A 21,255-nucleotide genomic window follows, 5' to 3' on the forward strand; every position below is an offset into this window, starting at 1 on the left:
TGTGTTCGTTGTTTGAGGTAAGGCAATTTCAGAGGCGCTTCTGAGGCGCCTCTGTGTGGGTGTCCGACTTGTAAGCACTTGTTAATTTCATTACCATTTGGGCGCTTATATTTTTGGGTTGTGAAGTCCTTTTTGATGCACAGTGCCGGCTTTCTTGCAGGCTGTGACATCGCCTGATGGGAGAAGACCATAATGAGTAATGGCGACGTAAGCCAAGGTCGACGTCGGTTTCTGATCGGCGCTACGTCCGTGGTAGGTGGCGTCGGTGCTGTCGGTGCAGCAGTTCCGTTTGTAGCGTCCTGGAATCCCAGTGCGAAAGCGGAAGCGGCAGGTGCGCCGGTGACCGTTAATGTCAATAAGATTGAACCAGGGCAGCAGATTACCGTCGAATGGCGCGGTAAGCCGGTGTGGATTATCCGTCGCACTGAAGAAATGCTGGCGAACATTGAAAAGCTTAACGATGCGGTCAAGGATCCTGAGTCCGAGTCGCCCCAGCAGCCCGAATACATTGACGGTATCTACCGGTCACTGAAGCCGGAGTTCGTGGTGCTGGTTGGGCTTTGCACTCACCTCGGTTGTGTTCCATCCTACCGTCCGGAGGTTGCACCTGCGGATCTGGGCGATAACTGGCTGGGTGGCCTGTTCTGTCCGTGCCATGGTTCTCGCTACGACCTGGCTGGCCGCGTGTACAGCGCGCAGCCTGCTCCCGATAACCTGGAGGTTCCGCCTTATCGTTTTGACGATGACGCGACTCTCACCATTGGTCTTGATCCGGAGGCGGCGTGATGCAAAAGCTACTTCATTGGGTAGATGAGCGTCTGCCCGTCATAGACGCCTGGAACAAACACGTTGGCAAGTACTACGCGCCGAAGAACTTCAATATGTGGTACTTCTTCGGTTCGCTGGCGATGCTGGTGCTTGTTAACCAGTTGATCACCGGTATCTGGCTGACCATGAGCTACAATCCTTCCGCGGAAGGTGCGTTCGCCTCTGTCGAATACATCATGCGTGACGTTGAGTGGGGCTGGCTGCTCCGCTATCTGCATTCCACCGGTGCCTCGGCCTTCTTCGTGGTGGTGTATCTCCACATGTTTCGTGGCCTGATGTACGGCTCCTACCAGAAGCCTCGTGAGCTGATCTGGATCTTCGGCATGCTGATTTATCTGGTACTGATGGCAGAAGCCTTTATGGGCTACCTGCTGCCGTGGGGTCAGATGTCCTACTGGGGCGCCCAGGTTATCGTTAACCTGTTTGGTGCAATTCCGGTCATCGGTGAGGACCTGTCTCTGTGGATTCGGGGCGATTACCTGGTGTCCGGCATTACCCTGAACCGCTTCTTTGCGCTGCACGTGGTGGCGTTGCCAATTGTTCTGCTTGGCTTGGTCGTGCTCCACATCCTGGCTCTGCACGAAGTGGGCTCCAACAACCCAGATGGCATCGACATCAAGAAAAACAAGGACGAAAACGGTATTCCGAAAGATGGCATTCCGTTCCACCCTTACTACACCGTGCACGACCTGCTCGGCGTGGGTGTGTTCTTCTTTATCTTCTTCATTGTGGTGTTTTTCTTCCCGGAGATGGGCGGTCTGTTCCTCGAAAAACCAAACTTCGAGCCGGCTAACCCGCTGAAGACGCCCGAGCATATTGCGCCGGTGTGGTACTTCACGCCCTTCTACGCCATGCTGCGTGCGGTGACGGTTGATTTGTTCGGTCTGTCTGCGAAGTTCTGGGGCGTGGTCGTTATGGGTGCCGCGATTGCCATCCTGTTTGTCCTGCCTTGGCTTGACCGCAGCCCCGTTCGCTCCATGCGCTACAAGGGCATCCTGAGCAAGATTGCCCTGGCGATCTTTGTGGTCAGCTTTGTGGTGCTCGGTTACCTCGGCCTGGTGCCGGCAACAGAAGGTCGTACCATAGTCGCGCAGATCCTGACCGTGCTGTACTTCCTCTACTTCATTCTGATGCCGTTCTACACGCGCATGGAAACAACCAAGCCAGTGCCAGAGAGGGTGACAGGATAATGAGAAAGCTGATTTTTGGTCTTTTCATCGCAGCCCTGCCAGCTCTCGGGCTGGCGGCTGGAGCATCTGTTCCGCTTGATCACATCGAGACGGATCACACCAACAAGGAATCGTTGCAGCGCGGTGCGGCCTTGTTCACCAACTACTGCATGGCTTGTCATTCCATGGAATACGCGCGTTACAAGCGCGTTTCCGATGACCTGGAGATCCCTGCGGAGTTGTACGAGGAAAACCTGATCTTCACCGGTGCCAAAATCGGTGAGCTGATGAAGAACTCGATGAGCAAGGACATGGCGGCCGACTGGTTCGGCGCGCCGCCGCCTGATCTGACTCTGGAGACCCGTCTGCGCGGCGAGTCCTGGGTGTACTCTTATCTGCGTGGCTTCTACAAGGACGAGAGCCGGCCGCTGGGGGTGAACAATGTGGTGTTCGCCAACGTTGGTATGCCTCATGTGCTGGTCGACATGCAGGGGTTGTGTGCGGTGGAGCCTAACATCGGTGTCGACGCCAATGTTGAACCTCTGTCCGGCAACATCAACAACGGCGATGTTTGCCCGGAGTACGCGATTGAGGGCAGCATGTCGGCAGCGGAGTTTGACCAGGCGATGTACGACCTGACCAACTTCATGTCCTACATGGCTGACCCGATTCGTGTCGAGCGTGAGCGCCTTGGGGTGTTTGTCCTAATCTTTGTGGCGATTTTCTTCATTTTCGCGTACTTGCTGAACCGCGAGTACTGGAAGGACGTGCACTAAGAAATAGGGTATAATTCCCGGCCTTGGTCTCCAGCAGGCAGATTCTGTCCTGCTGGAGTTTTTGCGTTTTTCGGGAAGATTTCGGTTTGTTTACTCGTGAGGTAATTCTATGGGCGTTGTGACCAAGCGGTCATCAATGACGTTTTTCTCTGACCCGGCCAGTCATTACAGCCACAGGGTTCGCATTGTTCTGGCCGAAAAGGGTGTTACCGTCGATATCGTCGACGTCGATCCGGACAATCCGCCGGCAGAGCTGGCAGACCTGAACCCTTACAACGCGCTGCCAACCCTGGTGGATCGTGATCTGGTTCTGTATGAGCCGAACATCATGATGGAGTACCTTGACGAGCGGTTCCCGCATCCGCCGCTGCTGCCGGTGTACCCGGTCGCCCGCGCCAACAGTCGCCTGATGATTCATCGCGTTCAGAAGGACTGGTGTGGTCTGGTGGATAAGATTCTGGCGGAACCCAATGCCAAGGCTTCCGATGCGGCCCGCAAGGAGTTGCGTGAGGGCTTGCTGGCTGCCGCGCCACTGTTTGGCGAAATGCCGTTTTTCCTGTCCGAAGAGTTCACCATTGTTGATTGCTGCATTGCTCCGATCCTCTGGCGCCTGCCTGCCTTGGGTATTGATCTGAATGATAAGCAGGCCAAGCCGTTGCAGAAATACATGGACTCCATCTTCAGTCGTGAAAGCTTTAAAGCAAGCCTTTCCGATGTTGAAGAAGATATGCGTGGCTGATTGATCGGCACCCTATTGGGGGCCAGGAGAGTGTTCGTGGCAGACAGTAACATCACCATGACATCCAGCAGGCCGTATCTTGTTCGTGCGTTCAATGAGTGGGTTCTGGATAACGATTGCACCCCCTACATTCTGGTGGATGCGAGTGTACAGGGCGTCCAGGTGCCAACGGAGCATGTGGCTAACGGACAGATCGTATTGAATATCAGTCCGGGTGCGGTGCGTAGTCTCGTCATTGGTAATGGCGCTCTGGAGTTCAGTGCGCGATTTGGTGGCGTTCCGATGCAGGTGTTTATTCCTTTGCATGCGGTCATTGCGATCTATGCCAAGGAAAACGGAGAGGGTATGGTGTTTGGTAGTGAGCCAGGTACGCCAGACCCCGATGGTCCGGGCGGCAAGTTCGAGCCCAGACAGGGTGAAGAGGAGCGGCCTTCCGGGCGTCCTACCCTGAAAGTGGTGAAGTAATAGCGGTCCCGTCATCAGTACTGACCATAAAAGCCAGCGTTTGCTGGCTTTTTCTTTATCCCCCGAACAACTTGGCGTCAATCAGGCCGCAAAGGGCGTTGATTACCACCAGCAGCAGCGGCGCGGCTTCCGTGGTTGGCACATCGTTGAGCGCGATTTCGTGATCCTCCGGATGCATCAGAGAGGTGATGTCGGATTTCTCGCGGGCACTCAGAACAACAACGTTCATCTCCCGGTCATGGGCGGCCTGGATCGCCTGAATCAGGTTGGCTTTGTGGCCGTCGTCGGCAATGACGAATAGCAGGTCGCCGGGCTTGCCCACGGCTCGAACCTGGCGCGAGAAGGTTTCGTTAAAGCGGTTGTCCCGGCAGATGGCCGAAAAGGTGGTGGAGTCTGCTCCCAGATTGATTGCCGGCAGGGCGGGGCGGTCGTGGTCAAATCGGTTGAGCAAGGCGGTGCAAAAATACTGTGCCAAGATGTTTGAGGTGCCATTGGCGCAGGTAATGATCTTGCCGTCCTGAAGCAAGGTGTTTACAAAGGCGTCAGCCACCGCTTCGATGGCTGGCCCTGCGGTACTCGCGGCCTGGGCCGTGTGTTCCATATGGCTGGCGAACCATTGATTGATCTGTTGCTCGGTGTCCGTCATGGTGTGTCGTTAACCTGCCTGAATTGCGTTTTTGATCCATTGTACCCGGTATTTTCTGACCGTTCCCGGGCTTATGGCGATGACATCGATGCGGGTGTCGGTTTCCCAGAGTCGGTGTTTGTGAAGGTAAAAGGACACGGCGTTCAGAAGTTTATGTTGCTTCCTTGGGGTTACTGAACTGGCGGGATCGGTCAGGCTGCCATGTCCCCGGTAACGGACCTCGAAAAACACCAGGGTGTGGCCGTCATAGCCAATCAGGTCGATCTCGCCGCCGCGGCTCGTCACGTTACGCTCAAACACGTCAACGCCTTTGTGGTTCAAATAGCGTTCAGCGACACCTTCAAAGTGATGCCCGATGGCTTTGGCGCCGTCCTTGGCCATATCTCAGTCCTTGGGTTTACTGGGCCTGAAGAGTTCCGGGCTCATTGTCCATCAGGGCTTCTTCGCCGGCTGCTGATTCCAGTTCGGGCAGCAGTCTCGGTGCCCCATTCTGAAATTGCGCCCACAGTTGCTTGCGCTGAATGCTTCCTGTGTCGGTCATTGAGAGCGTGCCGGTCTGTCCCTGCAGCGTCGAGTTTTCTACCTGCCGTAACAGGGGGAGTCGCTTGCTGAGTTGCCAGGCGTCCGATCCCATGGCGAACAGACGGCCGAGTTGTCCCCGGGTGTTGCTCAGGTGCTGGTCGGCGTTGGTCTTCAGATCGCTGTCGGTCAGAATCCAGGGGATGTCGGTAAAAATGACCCGGTTAAGGTCACGGTCCCGGGCTGGATCGGGGCTGCCTTCGTAAATGATTGACGGCGAGTACACCGGGAGTTCGCCGCCGAAGTAAAAGGCGAACAGTGGCTTGAACTGCCGCGCAATGGTCGGGTCTGCCACCATGATAATGGCTTCAGCGTCCTGGCGGCGGCGGGGTTCGAACTCGATGTCCATACCGATGGTGCGCTCAACGGCGACGGCGCGATCTCTGGACACCGTAATGCCCAGCAAATCGGCGGTCACGGCCCGGAGGTTGTCTTCGCGGGAGAAGCGCTGAATATCCAGAGCGGTACTGCCATTTTCGGTCAGTCGCGTCCGGAGCGCGCTCTCGACCCGATCGCCCCACTCACCGCGGGGAATCAGTACCAGAGTGTTACGAATATTTTCGGCGCTCAGGCGGTCGGCGATTTGGCGGGCTTCATCCTCGGCAGAGAGGCCAAACTGGTAAAGTCCGTCCGGAACACGGGTGCTGGGAGGAAGGTAGTTCAGGCCCAGTGTCGGAACCGGCAGGGTGGTCATCGATCCAAGCGTGCTCAGCGCGTCTTTCTCGAGCGGGCCAACGATCAGGTCAATGTCCTGTTCGGATAGCTTCTGGTAGATCTCGCTAAACGGCGCATCGGCGGTGTCCACTACGCGAATGTCGGTTGTGCTGTGATCGACGGACTCGTCCTGGTAGTACGCTGCGATAAAACCATCGCGAATGGCTGCCCCGGCTGTTGCGAGCGTGCCACTCAATGGTAATGCCAGGGCGATACTTTCGGGGCGGCTTTCTGCCAGGCTCGCGATCAGGCTGAGTTCGCTTGGTAATACTTGTGCCGCGGGGTGGCCGGGCCAGTCATTCTGCCAGCGACGGATCACGCGGCCCTGATCGTCCAGTTCCATGCCTGGCTGGCGTGCTGCTGCCAGTTCGAGCCAGCCCTGTTCTTCATAGCCAATGGCCACGCTGGCGGCAGCTTCCAGAGTCTGGTCCGGAACCTCTTTCAGATACATCCATACCTGATCATGAATACGCTGGGGGCTGGTGGAGCTGTCGGTCTGGCCAAGCAGAACCAGCGTCATCGCCGCCGAGATGGGGTCGCCAGCCAGTGCAAACGTTTGTGACTGCAGGTCGGCCGCCTGTGGAATCAGCTCGGCTTCGTAACTGGTAATGCTTTGTGGGCTCAGATCCTGTGTCAGGGTTCGTGCCCACTCGCTATCGGTCAGTGCGGTTGCGCTGGCCATGGCGAGTAGTCGCTGCTGGTTCGCCAGTTCCGGTGGCAGCTGGCTCAGTTGCTGGTTCTGGAGTAAGGTGCGGGCGGCCGTATGGTCTCCGGTCTGCTGGAATTCGCTGGCGGTGCGCAACAGATAGCGTTGGGCGGTTTCGCGGTTCGCTTCCTGCTCTGCCAGCTCCAGTGCCTGTTCCGGTGTCTGCGCAGTGTGGGACTGCAAATTGACGCCAGCGCAGCCGGCCGATAGCAGGGCCATGGTAAAAGCGGTGGCGAGGGCTCGGTGGTGGATGCGGGTTCTGATCATGGCAGGCTCTGGATACTCCGGATAATTGGGCTTGTGGCACCGTTCTAACGGTGGCAAGTTTAACAGTTCCCGAATCGATTCACATGACGTTCGTGTCATCGTGTAGCTTAAAGCAACAGTGGGGCGTAAACATTGAGTTCAAAGGCGGAAAGGCCGGAAAAGCAAGCGGCGCAGGCACAGGGTACGCTCTACATTGTGGCGACGCCCATAGGCAATCTGGATGACCTGTCACCGCGGGCTACCCGGACGTTGGCGTCGGTGGACGTAGTGGCTGCGGAGGACACCCGGCACAGTGGCCGGCTTCTGCAGCACCTGGGTATCCAGAAGCGGATGATTGCGCTGCATGATCACAATGAAAAGGATCGTGCTGAGGCGCTGATCAGCTATCTCGACAAAGGCCATGACGTGGCACTGATATCCGATGCCGGCACGCCTTTGATTTCCGATCCCGGGTATGTCCTGGTGCGCATTGCCCGAGAGCGCGGATTCCGTGTCAGTCCGGTGCCGGGCCCTTGCGCTCTGGTGGCGGCGCTCAGTGCGGCCGGCTTGCCGACGGATCGCTTCCTGTTTGCGGGTTTTTTGCCGGCCAAGCGCAGTGGCCGGCGATCGGCGCTGGATGCTCTGCGTCGTGAAACGGCGACTCTGGTGTTCTACGAATCGCCTCATCGGATTATGGATGCCGTCTCCGATATGGAGGCAGTGTTTGGCGAGGCACGAGAGTTGGTGCTCGGGCGTGAGCTCACCAAAACCTTCGAAACGTTTTACGCAGGATCGATCACTGAGGTGCGGCAACAGCTGGAGGTGGATCCCCATGGTAGTCGCGGCGAGTTTGTGGTGATGGTTCGCGGAGCAGAGTCGGCGGCGGCTGCGGGTGCGGAGTCCGCGCTTGATGTTGATCGCCTTTTGCAGTTGTTATTGCCGGAGTTGCCGGTCAAGAAAGTGGCCAAGGTGGTGGCAGAACTGTCGGGCCAGTCGAAAAATGAGTTGTACCAGCGGGCGCTTGAATTGAAAGACGATTAAATACTCGCGCGACTTTCGCTTGCAAGGCTCCGGTGGCCGGAGTATCGTCTCGCCCGAGCTCGCCAGACAGTCGCCGCCGGTTTATCCGGGGGAGGAAAGTCCGGGCTCCGCAGGGCAAGGTGCCAGGTAACGCCTGGGCGGCGCGAGCCGACGGAAAGTGCAACAGAGAGTATACCGCCTAAGCGCCTCTTGGCGCCGGTAAGGGTGAAATGGTGCGGTAAGAGCGCACCGCGTGGCTGGCAACAGTCCACGGCGATGGTAAACCCCACCTGGAGCAAGACCAAATAGGAATCCAATGGCGTGGCCCGCGCTGGATTCGGGTAGGTTGCTTGAGACCTGTGGTGACGCAGGTCCTAGATGAATGACTGTCCACGACAGAACCCGGCTTATCGGCGAGCTCACTCCCCTCCAATCTTCGCGATGATGCGACATGCGTCTTTTGAAGACAGTTCTCAATATAGCCAAAAATTCTTGAAGCTCACCTTGTACGTTCGTTTTATTCTGCAGGTGACTGATTTTTATTGCTTTCTCTACTCTGTTTTTCTCTTTCTCCTGAACCTGGTTCTGTAACTTATTGTCTTAAGTGGGTTTTTTTGTGGTGTGACGCCATTTCCGGCGCTTGCATTGTATAGGGTTGGTTTCTATAGTGTGCAAAAGTGGGAAAAAGTGGTTTCCAGTGGTTTTTTGTGGATTCTAGCAGCTCAAAAGACGGTATAAATGAGCAGATTTCTGGGCAGTCATGCCATCAACATGGATGCGAAGGGGCGCCTGGCGATCCCCTCCAAGGTGCGAGAAGAGCTCGCACAGCTCTGTGGTGGCCGCATTGTAGTGACTGCTAACGCAGACGAAGAGCGGTGTCTGCTCATTTACCCCGAGCCCGAATGGGAGGAGCTGCGCCCCAAGATTGAGGCGTTGCCGAACATGAATAGGGCTGCGCGTCGCCTGCAGCGGCTGCTGCTCGGAAACGCGGCACCCATGGAATTGGACTCGGCCGGGCGGATTTTAGTTCCGCCCACGCTCAGAAGTTATGCCCATCTAGAGAAAAAACTCATGCTTATTGGCCAGGGAAAGAAACTGGAGCTTTGGAGTGAAGAGCGCTGGTTCGCCTGGCTCGATGAGTCATCGGACGATGATGACATGCCGCCTGAAATGGAGGCGCTCAGCCTATGACGGACGATCGCACCCAGAAGGAAGGGGCGGCTTTTGCTCACCGATCGGTCCTTCTGGACGCGGCGGTCGACTATCTCGTCAGTGATCCGGAGGGCAGCTATGTCGATGGCACGTTCGGGCGTGGTGGGCATAGCCGGCTGATTCTGGAGCGCCTGAGTGAGCACGGGCAGCTGCTGGGAATTGACAAGGATCCCGAGGCCATCCGCGCGGCGGAGCAGTTGGCGGCAGGTGATGCCCGGTTTGCGTGGTTTCACGGTTCCTTTGCGGATCTCGATCAGGCACTGCAGTCGCGTAGCTGGGAAACAGTGAGCGGAGTGTTAATGGACCTGGGAGTGTCTTCTCCACAGCTAGACGATGCCTCCCGCGGCTTCAGCTTTCTGCGCGATGGACCACTGGATATGCGCATGGATCCGACCCAATCCCCGAGTGCGGCTCAGTGGCTGGCCGAGGCGGATGAAGCGGATATCGCCGATGTGCTCTGGCGCTATGGCGAAGAGCGGTTTTCCCGGCGAATTGCCCGAATGGTGGTTGCCCGTCGCGATGAGGAGCCGCTCGAAACTACCCGCGCACTGGCCGAGCTGGTGTCGGAGGCGGTGCCTAAAAAGGAAAAGCACAAACACCCGGCGACCCGGACATTTCAGGCGATTCGCATCTTTATCAACCGCGAACTGGAAGACCTGGAGCGGGGACTCAAGATCGCTGCAGAGCGCTTGTTGCCTGGCGGTCGCCTGGTGGTGATCAGTTTTCATTCGCTTGAGGATCGGGTCGTCAAGCGTTTTATGCGGGACCTCGCAAAGGGGCCGAGGATGCCCAAAGGCGTGCCGGTCACTGCGGAGCAGGAAGCTTCTGAGTTCCGGTTGGTTGGCAAGGCCATGAAGGCCAGTGCTGGCGAAATCAACGACAACGTACGCGCCAGAAGTGCGGTCATGAGAGTACTTGAGCGCGTTAAGAACGATAAGAGTCCACAGGGGGTGGCTTGATGGGTGCTGTAGCCATAGAGCAGCCTGCAAAGGCCGCTAGGTCAAGCAAACTACGGGTTCGAGACGGTGTTGCGACGGCTGTCCGTATTTCCCGGCAGGTCTTTGGTGCGACCAGGGAGCGGAGCGTGGTTGTGTCACTGGCGTTGGTGGTGGTGCTGGTTGCATCATCCATCGGCGTTGTCGTGAGTGCCCATCAAAACCGTGAGCTTTTTAATACGCTGTCCCAACTACAGAACGAGCGCGACCTCTATCAGCGGGAATGGAGTCAGTTGCTGTTGGAGCAAAGCGCCCTGAGTGCCCATGGCAGGGTCGAAAAGCTGGCTGCGGAACGCTTCAGCATGGTGGTTCCGGGGCGTGAGGATATTGTTTTGGTGCCAATGGCTGCACCTGTATACCAAAAATAAATTGCGATAATAACAATCGTCGGGGTGGTTGATTTGTCCGGTCAGGGAACAACAACGACATGGAGTCAGCGGCTCGCGTCCGGCTTGAAGGCCTGGCGCTACGGCTCCGTGCTGGGTGTTTTCCTGCTGGTGGTGGGCATGCTCGGCTGGCGTCTGGTTGACCTCCACGTCGTTGATAACGAGTTTCTCCGCAAGCAGGGCGATGTCCGTACGATTCGCGTGGAAACCATCGACGCGCACCGCGGCGTTATCTCCGATCGCCACGGCGAACCACTGGCCGTCAGTACGCCCGTCCAGACCATCTGGGCAAACCCTTCTGAAATCGATTCCGATCAGGAACGTCTGACGCATCTGGCGCGCATGCTTGGTCTGAATGAGGCAAGCCTGCGCAAGCGCCTGAAGCAATATGCCGGCAAGGAGTTTATTTACCTGCGCCGGAAAGTGCAGCCCGGACTCGCGAGAAAGGTGGCAGAGCTCGACATCGACGGCGTCTATGCCCGTCAGGAATACCGTCGTTACTACCCGGCCAGCGAAGTGACCGCTCACGTTGTCGGGTTCACCAATATCGACGAGCGTGGCCAGGAAGGTATGGAGCTGGCCTATAACCAGTGGCTTTCAGGCGAGCCCGGTAAAAAGAGAGTGCTCAAGGACAATCGCGGCAGGATCATCAAAGACCTGACGCTGATCCGCGATGCGCGACCCGGAAACGCTCTTCAGCTGAGTATCGACTTGCGGCTTCAGTACCTTGCCTATCGTGAGCTGAAGGCGGTAGTGAAAGCTCACAAGGCCCGGGGTGGCACACTGGTGATGCTCGACTCGGACACCGGCGAGGTCCTGGCCATGGTGAATCAGGGGGCTTACAACCCGAACGACCGCAGCCAGCTAGCTCCGGAAAACTTGAGAAACAAGGCGATCACGGATCTGTTTGAACCCGGATCGACGATGAAGCCGATAACCATGGCGGCGGCGCTGGAGTCGGGCAAATACAGGATGGAAACGACGATCGACACGGCGCCGGGGTTCCGGCGCTTTGGTCGTTTTACGATTCGGGATCACCGCAATTATGGAGTGATTGACCTGACCGATATCATTGCCAAGTCCAGCAATGTGGGTATCAGCAAGATCGCCACCGATATCGGTGGCGATGTGATTCGCGATCTGTATAGCCGGCTGGGGATTGGCCAGCCTACCGGGATCGGTTTCCCAGGTGAGGCTGTGGGTGTATTGCCGTCCCCCCCGAAGTGGCGGCCGGTCGAAGAAGCAACCCTGTCGTATGGATACGGCATGAGCGTTAACGCCTTACAGCTGGCGCAGGCGTATATGGTTATTGCCAACGGAGGCATCCGCTACCCCTTGAGCCTGATCAAGCTGGAAGGAGAGCCGCTGGGACAGCGGGTTATTTCTGAACGAGTGACTCACGAAGTCCGCGGCATGCTGCGAGAAGTGGTCGAAAACGGTACCGGAAAACGCGCCCAGCCCGGTTTTTATTCGGCTGGCGGCAAGACAGGAACGGTGCACCTGGTGGGTGATCACGGCTATCAAGACAGCGAGTACAAAGCAATATTTGCCGGCATGGCACCGATTGATAATCCCAGAATTGTTGCCGTTGTGGCAGTCGATGCGCCGCAATCAGGAGAGTACTATGGTGGTGAGGTGGCCGCGCCGGTCTTCTCGCGGGTTATGAGTGATGCGCTCCGCCTGTTGAACGTTAAGCCCGAGCTTGAGGTCGGCGGTGCTGTAACGGCCGGACATCTGGCGGGGGCGCGAGGGTAATCCTATGTGCATCACATCGCTCAACACGCTTCTACACGACATTGTCCCCGTTCCATCGGTTTTCGATGTCACCATCCACGGTCTTAAAACCGACAGTCGGGACATAAAAGCCGGCGATGCGTTTGTCGCGCTGACCGGTAGCGCCACGCCGGCGGATCATTACGTTGATAATGCCGTTGCGGCAGGTGCCACCGTGGTGTTGCTGGAATCGGAGCAGGCCGGCGAGTGCCGTGAGCATCGCGGCGCGCTGGTGGTGCCGATCGTAGGGCTGCGTGGATTGCTGGGCCAGATTGCCGACCGGTTTTTCGAGCATCCGTCGCAGGGCCTGGCTCTGGTAGGTGTGACCGGAACCAATGGTAAGACGTCTGTGACCCAATACGTAGCGGGCCTGCTTAACGCCACCGGGATGCCGTGCGGACTCCTCGGCACGTTGGGTTACGGAATGCCGGGTGCGCTCAAGCCGGCCACCCATACCACGCCTGATGTGGTTCGGGTAAACCGGGAACTGTCCCGAATCGTGGCCGAGGGTGGGCGTGCCGCCGTGATGGAGGTGTCGTCCCATGCCCTGGATCAGGGGCGGGTTGACGATTTGATGTTCAGGGCTGCGGTGTTCACCAACCTGACCCGGGACCACCTCGATTACCACGGCACCATGGAGGCCTATGGCGAGGCCAAGGCGAGACTGTTTTTCCGCGAGGGCCTGAACTTTGCGGTAATCAATTTTGACGATCCCTTTGGCCGGCAGCTGTACGAGCAGCTCCAAGGCCGCTGTGACCGGATTCGCTATAGTCTCCATGAGTCGCAGACTGAACTCTGGCTGACCGAATTTGCGCCCACGGATGACGGGTTCAGGGCCTCCGTGGATGGCCTGTGGGGCGCCTTCGACATTCGCGCCCCGCTGATGGGCAGTTTTAACGCCAGCAATTTGCTGGCGGCAATGGCGACTGTGCTGAACCTCGGCGTTTCCGTCGATCAGGTGCGGCAGGCCGTGCAAACCCTTACGCCACCGCCGGGACGTCTGGAACCCTTTACCGGGGCTGACGGTGTTCGGGTTGTGGTGGATTACGCCCATACCCCGGACGCGCTGGCCAATGCCCTGTCGGCACTTAGGCCCCACGTTTCCGGCCGACTGATTTGTGTGTTCGGCTGCGGTGGCGACCGGGATTCGGGCAAGCGGCCGGAGATGGCGCGTGAAGCGGAGCAGCGCGCGGATGTTGTGATTGTCACCGATGACAATCCGCGCAATGAGGATCCGGCAGTAATCGTCCGCGGTATTCTGGGCGGTTTGGCATCCGCAGAGCGGGCAACCGTCATTCACGACCGGGCAGAGGCGATCCGGGCTGCTGTGCAAATGGCAGGTCCGGACGATCTGGTGCTGGTTGCGGGCAAGGGGCATGAGGCGTATCAGGAAGTGTCCGGTATTCGCCATCCCTTCAATGACGCCCAGCAGGTCGAGCTGGCGTTGAGAGAAAAAGGAGGTGCGGCATGATGCGCGCGTTTTCCCTGCAAGAAGCTCTGGCCTGGATGGGGGCAGCCAGTGCCACCGAAGGCTTGGGTCAAATCAGCTTCACTGGCGTCTCGACAGACACCCGCGCACTGGCGCCCGGAGAGCTGTTTGTCGCGCTTCGTGGCGACAATTTCGATGGCCATCGCTTCTTGCAGAAAGCAAAGGAGCGGGGCGCGGTGGCTGCTGTCGTAGACACCGAGGATGCCCAGGTTGGGCTGCCGCAGTTGAAAGCGGCGAATACCGTCGATGCCCTGGCGAAGCTGGCGGCAGGAAACCGTGACGCCAGCTCAGCCCGACTGATTGCGGTCACGGGTAGCAGCGGCAAGACCACGGTTCGGGAAATGACCGCAGCCATTCTCTCGCGCATGGGGCCAACGTTGGCGACCAGTGGCAACCTGAATAATCACATTGGTGTGCCGCTTACACTCTTTGGCTTGTCGCCGGAGCATCAGTACGGCGCTATCGAGCTCGGTGCCAGTGGGCTCGGGGAAATCGCCCATACCGTCAGCATTACCCGGCCCGAGGCGGTCATCCTGACCAACGCCGGCGAGGCCCACCTCGAAGGCTTTGGTAGTTACCAGAACATCGTGGTGGCGAAGGGTGAGATCATTGATGGCGTTGCAGAAGGTGGTCTGGTCGTCCTGAACCGGGATGATCCCGCGTTCGATCAGTGGAAACAGCGGGCAGGTGATCGGCGCGTCGCCAGCGTCAGTCGCACCAACCATCCGGACGCCGACTACACCTGCGAGGCAGAAAGCGTTGACGGTGATGGTCAGCGCCTCGTTGTTAACGGGCCCGATGGCTGGTCTTGCAAGCTCCACCTTGCCCTGGCTGGGGAGCACAATCTGACCAACGTGGCACTGGCGGTTGCGGCCACCCGTGAACTCGGTGCGGATAACGATGCCATCGTGGCCGGTCTCGGTGCATTGCAGCCGGTAAAAGGTCGTTTACAGAATCTTCATCTGACTCAGGCGCTCACGGTCATTGATGACAGTTACAATGCGAACCCGTCGTCGATCAAAGCCGCGCTGAGTGTGCTGGCTGCGCGAGACGGGCACCGTATTGCGGTGCTGGGTGCGATGGCCGAGCTGGGGGATGATGCCCTGGCCTTGCATCGCGAGGTGGGTGAGTTCGCCCACGAGCAGAACATTGATCGCTTGCTAACCGTTGGGCCTGGCTGCGAGGGCTATGTCCAGGGATTCGGTTCGGCAGCGGAAAGTTTCCAGACTCACGACGAGGCCGTGGCGGCGATTGTTGCCAGTCGGCAGTCTCCGGTGACGGTGCTGGTGAAAGGTTCTCGCAGTTCTGCCATGGATCGCGTGGTAGAGGGGATTCGAAAAAAGGTGAATAGCTCATGCTGCTCTGGCTAACAGAGGTTTTATCACAGTATTTCTCGGCTCTGACCGTATTTCAGTACCTCACCCTGCGCGGGATACTGGGTACGCTTACGGCCCTGCTGATTTCGCTGATCATTGGTCCGTATATGATCCGCAAACTCAGTCAATACCAGATTGGTCAGGCCGTCCGGGATGACGGCCCACAAACCCATCTGAGCAAAGCCGGGACCCCGACTATGGGTGGCGCGCTGATTCTGGTGGCGATCGGCATCAGTACCCTGCTGTGGGGGGACCTGACCAATCGCTACGTCTGGGTGACCCTGCTGGTGACCCTGCTGTTTGGCGCCGTTGGCTGGGTCGATGACTATCGCAAGGTCGTCGAGCGTAATCCCCGCGGTTTGCCCGGGCGCTGGAAGTACTTCTGGCAGTCGGTTATCGGTGCTGCCGCGGCGATTGCGCTCTATATGAGCGCCGGCCTGCCTCAGGAAACGTCACTGTATGTGCCTTTTGTGAAGCAGGTGTCCCTGACCCTGGGGCCGGTGGTGTTTATCCTGCTGACCTATTTCGTGATTGTCGGCAGCAGTAACGCGGTGAACCTGACTGACGGCCTGGACGGCCTCGCTATCATGCCTACGGTGATGGTAGCGGCGGCCCTGGCGATTTTTGCCTATCTATCGGGCCACGCCCAGTTTGCTGACTACCTGCTGATTCCTCATTTGCCGGGTACCGGTGAACTGATTGTGTTCTGTGGCGCGATTGTCGGTGCGGGGCTGGGTTTCCTGTGGTTCAACACCTATCCCGCGCAAGTGTTTATGGGCGATGTGGGTGCTTTGGCCCTGGGTGCTGCACTGGGTGTGGTCGCAGTGATTGTCCGGCAGGAAATCGTACTGTTCATCATGGGCGGTGTGTTCGTGATGGAAACCATTTCGGTGATTCTCCAGGTCGGTTCTTACCGCCTCACTGGGCGTCGTATTTTCCGCATGGCGCCGCTGCATCACCATTTTGAGTTGAAGGGTTGGCCGGAGCCCCGAGTGATCGTCCGGTTCTGGGTGATTACCGTGGTTCTGGTTCTGATTGGCCTTGCCAGTCTCAAGATTCGTTAAGGGTTCGCATCGATTATGAGTGTCATTGTTTCGGATCGTCGCACGCTGGTGGTAGGGCTCGGTAAAACCGGGCTTTCCTGCGTGCGTTACCTGTCCGAGCAGGGCCGGGAGATTGCGGTGGCGGACAGTCGCCTGGTGCCGCCGGGGCTGGATGAGCTGAAGGCGGAATGGCCGGATGTTCCGGTCCATCTTGGGCCGTTTGATGTCGACCTGTTCCAGGGTTTCAACGAGTTGGTGGTCAGCCCGGGTATCAGCATCGCAGAGCCGGCGATCGCCCAAGCGGCGGCCCAGGGCGCGCGAATCCGTGGCGATATTGACCTGTTTGCTGAAGCGGCCGATGCACCCATTGTTGCGATTACCGGCTCGAACGGGAAGACCACGGTAACGTCGTTGGTGGGCGAGATGGCCAAAGCGGCTGGCCGCAATGCGGCCGTCGGAGGCAACATCGGGACGCCGGCGCTTGACCTTCTGGGCCAGGGCGCGGACTTGTATGTGCTGGAGCTGTCCAGCTTCCAGCTGGAGACCACGGAAGAACTGAATGCACTGGCTGCGACGGTAATGAACGTCAGCGACGACCATATGGATCGTTACCCGGACAAAATGGCCTATTACCAGGCCAAACAGAGGATTTTCCGGGGCTGTCGGAATGCCGTGGTGAATCTTGATGATGCTTTGAGCACGCCGATGGCGCGCGACAACCTGAAGTTCATTTGTTTCGGCTTCAATCGGGTGAATCCGGGAACGTTCAGCACCAGGGACGATGACCGGGGAACCTGGATAACTTACGGCCTGGATAACCTTCTGCTCGCCAGTGACTTGAAGCTGATGGGGCACCATAACCTGAGCAACGTCATGGCCGCGCTTGCGCTGGGGATGGCGGCGGGGCTGCCGATGGAGGTGATGCTCGAGGTGGCTCGGCAGTTTCGCGGTCTGCCGCACCGATGTGAATTCGTTCGTCAACTGGACGGGGTGGACTACATCAACGACTCCAAGGGCACCAACGTCGGCGCGTCCGTGGCGGCCATTGAAAGCCTGGTTCCCCAACAGGGCAAGGTGGTCCTGATTGCCGGGGGCGATGGCAAGGGCGCTGATTTTTCTCCGCTGCAGGCGCCGATCCGTCAGCACTGCCGGGGGCTGGTGTTGATTGGCCGTGATGCTGGCCTCATCGCCGAGGCTGTCGGTGACGGCGTGGACATTCGCTTTGCCGATGCTCTGGCGGGTGCGGTGGCAGAGGCCCACCAACTTGCGACGTCGGGAGACCGGGTGGTGTTTTCTCCGGCGTGCGCCAGCTTCGACATGTTTCGTGATTATGCCGACCGCGGCGATCAGTTTCGCGCTCGGGTGGAGGCCTTGTGATGCAGGCAGCAGCAGCTATGCCAAATCACCAACAGTGGCTGGGTGAGATTCGTCCTCTGCCGATGCTGGTGATCAGTGCTGTCGCCCTGTTGGTACTCGGCGTGGTGATGATTTCCTCTGCCTCCATGGATATGGCCGCCGAAACCATGGGCAACAGCTATCACTACGTGATTCGCCAGATTCTGTTCGCCACGATGGGCTGTGTTATGGCACTGGTGGCGGTGAATGTGCCCATTGCCTGGTGGGAGCGCAGTGGCTGGTTGCTACTGGGTGTTGGTTTGCTGGTGCTGATGCTGGTGTTGACACCGTTAGGGCGGACCGTGAACGGTTCTACCCGGTGGATTCCCTTCGGTCTGTTCAATATTCAGGTGTCGGAAGTGGCCAAGCTGTGCCTGATTGCGTACCTGGCCGGGTATGTGGTGCGTCGTCGCGACGAACTGCTCAATACCTGGATGGGGTTCTTCAAGCCGCTCTTTGTGCTGGGGGTGGCCTCTGTGCTGCTGGTCATCCAGCCGGATTTTGGCGCCACCGTAGTTCTGGTCACCGCAGCAGCGGGCATGATTTTCCTGAGCGGCGTCCGATTAACACGCTTCGTGCCGTTGATTGTCGTTCTGGCCGGCCTGGGAACGCTGCTGGTTGTTACTCAGCCATACCGATTGAAGCGGGTAGTGAGCTATCTGGATCCCTGGAAAGACCAGTTTGATAGCGGATACCAGTTGACCCAGTCGCTGATTGCCTTTGGTCGCGGTGACTGGGATGGCGTTGGCTTGGGCAATTCCATCCAGAAGCTGTTCTATCTGCCCGAGGCCCACACCGACTTTATCTTTGCAATCATTGCCGAGGAGTTCGGTCTGTTGGGCTCACTGGCGGTGCTGGCGCTCTTCACATTGCTGGTGGTGAGTGGCTTTGTTATTGCCCGCCGGGCAGAAAAGGCCGACATGCCCTTCGGCGCCTGCTTTGGCTACGGACTAACGCTGCTGATCGGCCTGCAGGCCACCATCAATATTGCGGTCAGCACGGGATTGTTGCCCACCAAGGGGCTGACGCTTCCGTTGGTCAGCTACGGCGGTTCAAGTTTGATGATCATGTGCGTGTGCATTGGTGTTCTGGCGCGAGTGGAAATGGAGCGACTGGATAAAGTGCGACTGGCCAGTAAGAAAGACACCAGCAAGGCGCGGGGAGGTGCGGCGTATGACTGAACCGCGTCGTTTCCTGATGATGGCTGGCGGAACTGGCGGTCACGTCTTCCCAGCGCTGGCAACTGCACGGGCGCTGGAACAGCGAGGCCACGAAGTTCATTGGCTGGGGGCCAAAGGCGGCATGGAAGAGCGCCTGATTGCCGACACCGGCATTCCGTTGTCGCTCATTCATATTTCTGGCCTGCGTGGCAAGGGCAAGCTGGCCCTGTTGTTGGCACCATTTCGCTTGATGCGGGCGTTGGGAGAGGCCTTCACCACCGTACGCCACATCAAGCCCGACTGTGTCGTGGGGATGGGCGGCTTTGTAACCGGCCCCGGCGGTGTTGCCGCATGGCTGACTAAGACGCCTCTGGTGATACACGAGCAGAACGCCATTGCGGGCATGACAAACCGGCTGCTGGTTCGTTTTTCCGAAACGGTGCTCGAAGCCTTTCCCGGCAGCTTTGAGGCGGGAGTGGTTACCCGATGCACCGGTAACCCGATCCGCGAGGGGCTGGCCTCCATTGCTGCGCCCGAAGAGCGCCTGGCTAACCGTCAGGGTGCCTTACGGGTGCTGGTGGTCGGCGGCAGTCTTGGCGCCCAGGTATTCAACGAAACCCTGCCAGAGGCGCTGGCGGGACTTCCTGAGGGCGATCGTCCTCAGGTTCGTCACCAGTGTGGCGAGAAGAACATTGAGCAGGCCCGTTCAGCCTATGAACGTCACGGTGTTGAGGCGAGCGTCGAGCCCTTTATCAAGGACATGGCTGCAGCTTATGCCTGGGCGGACATCGTGGTGTGTCGGTCTGGTGCATTGACGGTGTCCGAACTGTGCGCGGCTGGCGCCGGTGCGATCCTGGTGCCATTTCCCCATGCCGTGGACGACCATCAAACCAAGAACGGGCAGCAAATGGTAAACGCCGGTGCGGCGATTCTGATTCCCCAGAGCAAGCTGACGGCAGAAGGTCTTGCCGAAACGCTGATGGGGTTAGCAAAGGATCGCGCCCGGGTAATGAATATGGCGAAGGCCGCACGGACTCTGGCCCGCCCTGATGCAACGGAGAGAGTCGTGAATTACTGTCTGGAGGCCGCCAATGACTGATGCCAACAATCAGCCACTGGTCTATCAGGTGCCCGAAATGCGCCGTATCCGCCATATCCATTTTGTCGGTATCGGTGGCGCCGGCATGAGCGGTATTGCCGAGGTACTCAAGAACCAGGGCTACGACGTTTCCGGCTCTGACCTGAAAGAAAGCGCGGTTACTGCGCGTCTGGAGGGCATGGGTGTGGAAATTTATATCGGCCATCAAGAGGCAAACAGTGCCAAGGCCGATGTGGTGGTGGTGTCCACCGCCGTGGCGGCGGACAACCCTGAAGTGGCGGCGGCCCGCAGCCGTCGTGTGCCAATCGTTCCGCGCGCTGAAATGCTGGCCGAAATCATGCGTTATCGCCACGGCATTGCCGTGGCTGGAACCCATGGAAAGACAACCACCACCAGCCTGATCGCGTCGGTTCTGGGCGAGGCGGGCATGGACCCGACCTTTGTGATTGGTGGCAAGCTGAACAGCGCCGGTACCAATGCGCAGCTGGGTGGTTCCCGCTACCTGGTGGCTGAGGCCGATGAAAGCGATGCGTCCTTCCTGCACCTGACGCCGGTGATTTCCGTGGTGACCAACATCGAGGCCGATCACATGGACACTTACGGCGGCGATGTGGAAAAGCTGAAGCAGACGTTTGTGGATTTCCTCCACAACCTGCCGTTCTATGGCGTTGCGGTGATGTGCGTGGATGATGCCTACGTGCGGGAAATCATTCCGCGCATCTCCCGGGCGATCATCACCTATGGCATCGACAACCCTGACGCCGATTACCGGGCCGAGCAGATCCAGTCCGATGGGCTGAGCACCCGCTTTGTGGTCAAGCGTCCGGGTGGGCGCAGTGACTTGGCGGTGGCCCTGAAAATGCCAGGTCGACACAACGTTCTGAATGCGCTGGCGGCGATCGCTGTTGCGACAGACGAGGGGGTCGACGATGACGCCATCTGCCAGGGGCTGTCCGGTTTTGCCGGCGTGGGACGCCGCTTCCAGGTGTACGGCGACTATCAGACCCCCAATGGCGCAATCACCCTGGTGGATGACTACGGCCATCATCCCACGGAAGTTGAAGCGGTCATCCGGGCGGCCCGCGATGCATGGCCCGGGCGTCGGCTGGTCATGCTGTATCAGCCGCATCGGTTCAGCCGAACTCGCGACCTCTATGAAGACTTCGTACGGGTGCTGTCGGAAGTGGATGGCCTGTTGCTGATGGAGGTCTATTCCGCCGGCGAGCCCCCGATTACCGGAGCCGACGGCCGTGCGCTGTGTCGCAGTATTCGCCAGCGTGGGCAGGTCGAGCCGGTGTTCGTTGAGGAGAACAGTGAAATCGAGAGCCTGTTGAAAAACGTGCTCCAGGATGGCGACCTGCTGATCACGCAGGGCGCCGGTGATATTGGCGGTGTAGCTGCAAGACTGGCCGCAGCGGGAGTGATTTCTGGTGAGTGAT

General features: G+C 58.6%; 20 protein-coding genes and 1 other RNA gene. 18 read left to right on the top strand and 3 right to left on the bottom strand.

Annotation, left to right across the window (positions count from 1 at the left end; all coding sequences use genetic code 11):
* Nucleotides 1-192: 192 nt before the first annotated feature.
* The 5 genes from petA (at nucleotide 193) to LPB19_RS07165 (ending at nucleotide 3,977) form a co-directional block, all read left to right on the top strand.
* Complete coding sequence (gene petA / locus LPB19_RS07145; RefSeq protein ID WP_206645377.1) at nucleotides 193-786, top strand: ubiquinol-cytochrome c reductase iron-sulfur subunit; 594 nt, start codon at nucleotides 193-195, stop codon at nucleotides 784-786.
* Nucleotides 786-2,018, top strand: a complete 1,233-nt coding sequence (locus tag LPB19_RS07150; protein WP_206645378.1) for a cytochrome b — start codon at nucleotides 786-788, stop codon at nucleotides 2,016-2,018. The genes petA and LPB19_RS07150 overlap by 1 nt, the downstream gene beginning before the upstream one ends.
* Nucleotides 2,018-2,773, top strand: coding sequence for a cytochrome c1 (locus LPB19_RS07155; RefSeq protein WP_206645379.1), 756 nt, complete (start codon nucleotides 2,018-2,020; stop codon nucleotides 2,771-2,773). Before LPB19_RS07150 ends, LPB19_RS07155 begins: the two co-directional genes overlap by 1 nt.
* Nucleotides 2,774-2,882: 109 nt before the next feature.
* Nucleotides 2,883-3,512 carry a glutathione S-transferase N-terminal domain-containing protein gene (locus tag LPB19_RS07160; RefSeq protein ID WP_206645380.1) on the top strand — a complete coding sequence of 210 codons (630 nt, stop codon included), beginning with the start codon at nucleotides 2,883-2,885 and terminating at the stop codon, nucleotides 3,510-3,512.
* 57 nt (nucleotides 3,513-3,569) lie between these two features.
* Entirely contained in the window at nucleotides 3,570-3,977 is a 408-nt protein-coding gene (locus LPB19_RS07165; protein ID WP_228289260.1) for a ClpXP protease specificity-enhancing factor, read from the top strand.
* 55 nt (nucleotides 3,978-4,032) lie between these two features.
* Here the strand turns inward: LPB19_RS07165 and LPB19_RS07170 are convergent, their stop codons facing one another.
* Genes LPB19_RS07170 through LPB19_RS07180 form a run of 3 tightly spaced genes read right to left on the bottom strand, consistent with a single transcriptional unit; the run spans nucleotide 4,033 to nucleotide 6,889 of the window.
* A complete protein-coding gene (locus LPB19_RS07170; RefSeq protein WP_206645382.1) occupies nucleotides 4,033-4,623 on the bottom strand; it encodes a D-sedoheptulose-7-phosphate isomerase in 591 nt (196 codons plus the stop codon).
* Nucleotides 4,624-4,632: 9 nt separating this feature from the next.
* Nucleotides 4,633-5,004, bottom strand: coding sequence for a YraN family protein (locus tag LPB19_RS07175; RefSeq protein WP_206645383.1), 372 nt, complete (start codon nucleotides 5,002-5,004; stop codon nucleotides 4,633-4,635).
* A 16-nt stretch (nucleotides 5,005-5,020) separates the two neighbouring features.
* Nucleotides 5,021-6,889 carry a penicillin-binding protein activator gene (locus LPB19_RS07180; RefSeq protein WP_206645384.1) on the bottom strand — a complete coding sequence of 623 codons (1,869 nt, stop codon included), beginning with the start codon at nucleotides 6,887-6,889 and terminating at the stop codon, nucleotides 5,021-5,023.
* A 132-nt stretch (nucleotides 6,890-7,021) separates the two neighbouring features.
* Here LPB19_RS07180 and rsmI point away from each other — a divergent pair, with 132 nt between their 5' ends.
* From rsmI to murC, 13 genes are all read left to right on the top strand, one after another.
* Complete coding sequence (gene rsmI, locus LPB19_RS07185) at nucleotides 7,022-7,909, top strand: 16S rRNA (cytidine(1402)-2'-O)-methyltransferase (protein ID WP_206645385.1); 888 nt, start codon at nucleotides 7,022-7,024, stop codon at nucleotides 7,907-7,909.
* Between the two features lie 54 nt (nucleotides 7,910-7,963).
* Nucleotides 7,964-8,314, top strand: an RNA gene (gene rnpB, locus LPB19_RS07190) — RNase P RNA component class A.
* A 312-nt stretch (nucleotides 8,315-8,626) separates the two neighbouring features.
* Complete coding sequence (gene mraZ / locus LPB19_RS07195) at nucleotides 8,627-9,079, top strand: division/cell wall cluster transcriptional repressor MraZ (RefSeq protein ID WP_206645386.1); 453 nt, start codon at nucleotides 8,627-8,629, stop codon at nucleotides 9,077-9,079.
* Nucleotides 9,076-10,059: a 16S rRNA (cytosine(1402)-N(4))-methyltransferase RsmH gene (gene rsmH / locus LPB19_RS07200; RefSeq protein WP_206645387.1), complete on the top strand. Its 984-nt coding sequence runs from the start codon at nucleotides 9,076-9,078 to the stop codon at nucleotides 10,057-10,059. The genes mraZ and rsmH overlap by 4 nt, the downstream gene beginning before the upstream one ends.
* Nucleotides 10,059-10,463 carry a cell division protein FtsL gene (ftsL, locus tag LPB19_RS07205; RefSeq protein WP_206645388.1) on the top strand — a complete coding sequence of 135 codons (405 nt, stop codon included), beginning with the start codon at nucleotides 10,059-10,061 and terminating at the stop codon, nucleotides 10,461-10,463. Before rsmH ends, ftsL begins: the two co-directional genes overlap by 1 nt.
* A 33-nt stretch (nucleotides 10,464-10,496) precedes the next feature.
* Entirely contained in the window at nucleotides 10,497-12,236 is a 1,740-nt protein-coding gene (locus tag LPB19_RS07210) for a peptidoglycan D,D-transpeptidase FtsI family protein (RefSeq protein WP_206645389.1), read from the top strand.
* Between the two features lie 4 nt (nucleotides 12,237-12,240).
* On the top strand, nucleotides 12,241-13,725 hold the full coding sequence (locus tag LPB19_RS07215; RefSeq protein WP_206645390.1) for a UDP-N-acetylmuramoyl-L-alanyl-D-glutamate--2,6-diaminopimelate ligase: 1,485 nt from the start codon (nucleotides 12,241-12,243) through the stop codon (nucleotides 13,723-13,725).
* Nucleotides 13,722-15,113, top strand: coding sequence for a UDP-N-acetylmuramoyl-tripeptide--D-alanyl-D-alanine ligase (locus LPB19_RS07220; RefSeq protein WP_206645391.1), 1,392 nt, complete (start codon nucleotides 13,722-13,724; stop codon nucleotides 15,111-15,113). Before LPB19_RS07215 ends, LPB19_RS07220 begins: the two co-directional genes overlap by 4 nt.
* Nucleotides 15,098-16,183, top strand: a complete 1,086-nt coding sequence (mraY, locus tag LPB19_RS07225; RefSeq protein WP_206645392.1) for a phospho-N-acetylmuramoyl-pentapeptide-transferase — start codon at nucleotides 15,098-15,100, stop codon at nucleotides 16,181-16,183. Before LPB19_RS07220 ends, mraY begins: the two co-directional genes overlap by 16 nt.
* A 15-nt stretch (nucleotides 16,184-16,198) precedes the next feature.
* Nucleotides 16,199-17,539 (top strand): UDP-N-acetylmuramoyl-L-alanine--D-glutamate ligase, encoded by a 1,341-nt coding sequence (gene murD, locus LPB19_RS07230; protein ID WP_206645393.1) that lies wholly within the window; start codon nucleotides 16,199-16,201, stop codon nucleotides 17,537-17,539.
* A 17-nt stretch (nucleotides 17,540-17,556) separates the two neighbouring features.
* A complete protein-coding gene (gene ftsW, locus LPB19_RS07235) occupies nucleotides 17,557-18,738 on the top strand; it encodes a putative lipid II flippase FtsW (RefSeq protein ID WP_407943944.1) in 1,182 nt (393 codons plus the stop codon).
* On the top strand, nucleotides 18,731-19,816 hold the full coding sequence (gene murG, locus LPB19_RS07240) for an undecaprenyldiphospho-muramoylpentapeptide beta-N-acetylglucosaminyltransferase (protein WP_206645395.1): 1,086 nt from the start codon (nucleotides 18,731-18,733) through the stop codon (nucleotides 19,814-19,816). The genes ftsW and murG overlap by 8 nt, the downstream gene beginning before the upstream one ends.
* A complete protein-coding gene (gene murC / locus LPB19_RS07245) occupies nucleotides 19,809-21,254 on the top strand; it encodes a UDP-N-acetylmuramate--L-alanine ligase (protein WP_206645396.1) in 1,446 nt (481 codons plus the stop codon). The genes murG and murC overlap by 8 nt, the downstream gene beginning before the upstream one ends.
* Nucleotide 21,255: the final 1 nt, after the last annotated feature.

Source organism: Marinobacter salinisoli (genome assembly GCF_017301335.1).
Lineage (GTDB): Bacteria > Pseudomonadota > Gammaproteobacteria > Pseudomonadales > Oleiphilaceae > Marinobacter > Marinobacter salinisoli.

Bases quoted from the DNA above. Each gene is read 5' to 3' on its own strand.
- LPB19_RS07215 (WP_206645390.1), top strand. From the start codon at position 12,241: ATGTGCATCACATCGCTCAACACGCTTCTACACGACATTGTCCCCGTT.
- LPB19_RS07155 (WP_206645379.1), top strand. From the start codon at position 2,018: ATGAGAAAGCTGATTTTTGGTCTTTTCATCGCAGCCCTGCCAGCTCTC.
- LPB19_RS07180 (WP_206645384.1), bottom strand. From the start codon at position 6,889: ATGATCAGAACCCGCATCCACCACCGAGCCCTCGCCACCGCTTTTACC.
- petA (WP_206645377.1), top strand. From the start codon at position 193: ATGAGTAATGGCGACGTAAGCCAAGGTCGACGTCGGTTTCTGATCGGC.
- LPB19_RS07170 (WP_206645382.1), bottom strand. From the start codon at position 4,623: ATGACGGACACCGAGCAACAGATCAATCAATGGTTCGCCAGCCATATG.
- rsmH (WP_206645387.1), top strand. From the start codon at position 9,076: ATGACGGACGATCGCACCCAGAAGGAAGGGGCGGCTTTTGCTCACCGA.
- mraY (WP_206645392.1), top strand. From the start codon at position 15,098: ATGCTGCTCTGGCTAACAGAGGTTTTATCACAGTATTTCTCGGCTCTG.
- LPB19_RS07175 (WP_206645383.1), bottom strand. From the start codon at position 5,004: ATGGCCAAGGACGGCGCCAAAGCCATCGGGCATCACTTTGAAGGTGTC.
- murG (WP_206645395.1), top strand. From the start codon at position 18,731: ATGACTGAACCGCGTCGTTTCCTGATGATGGCTGGCGGAACTGGCGGT.
- LPB19_RS07165 (WP_228289260.1), top strand. From the start codon at position 3,570: ATGACATCCAGCAGGCCGTATCTTGTTCGTGCGTTCAATGAGTGGGTT.
- mraZ (WP_206645386.1), top strand. From the start codon at position 8,627: ATGAGCAGATTTCTGGGCAGTCATGCCATCAACATGGATGCGAAGGGG.
- murD (WP_206645393.1), top strand. From the start codon at position 16,199: ATGAGTGTCATTGTTTCGGATCGTCGCACGCTGGTGGTAGGGCTCGGT.
- LPB19_RS07160 (WP_206645380.1), top strand. From the start codon at position 2,883: ATGGGCGTTGTGACCAAGCGGTCATCAATGACGTTTTTCTCTGACCCG.
- murC (WP_206645396.1), top strand. From the start codon at position 19,809: ATGACTGATGCCAACAATCAGCCACTGGTCTATCAGGTGCCCGAAATG.
- LPB19_RS07150 (WP_206645378.1), top strand. From the start codon at position 786: ATGCAAAAGCTACTTCATTGGGTAGATGAGCGTCTGCCCGTCATAGAC.
- LPB19_RS07220 (WP_206645391.1), top strand. From the start codon at position 13,722: ATGATGCGCGCGTTTTCCCTGCAAGAAGCTCTGGCCTGGATGGGGGCA.
- ftsW (WP_407943944.1), top strand. From the start codon at position 17,557: ATGCCAAATCACCAACAGTGGCTGGGTGAGATTCGTCCTCTGCCGATG.
- ftsL (WP_206645388.1), top strand. From the start codon at position 10,059: ATGGGTGCTGTAGCCATAGAGCAGCCTGCAAAGGCCGCTAGGTCAAGC.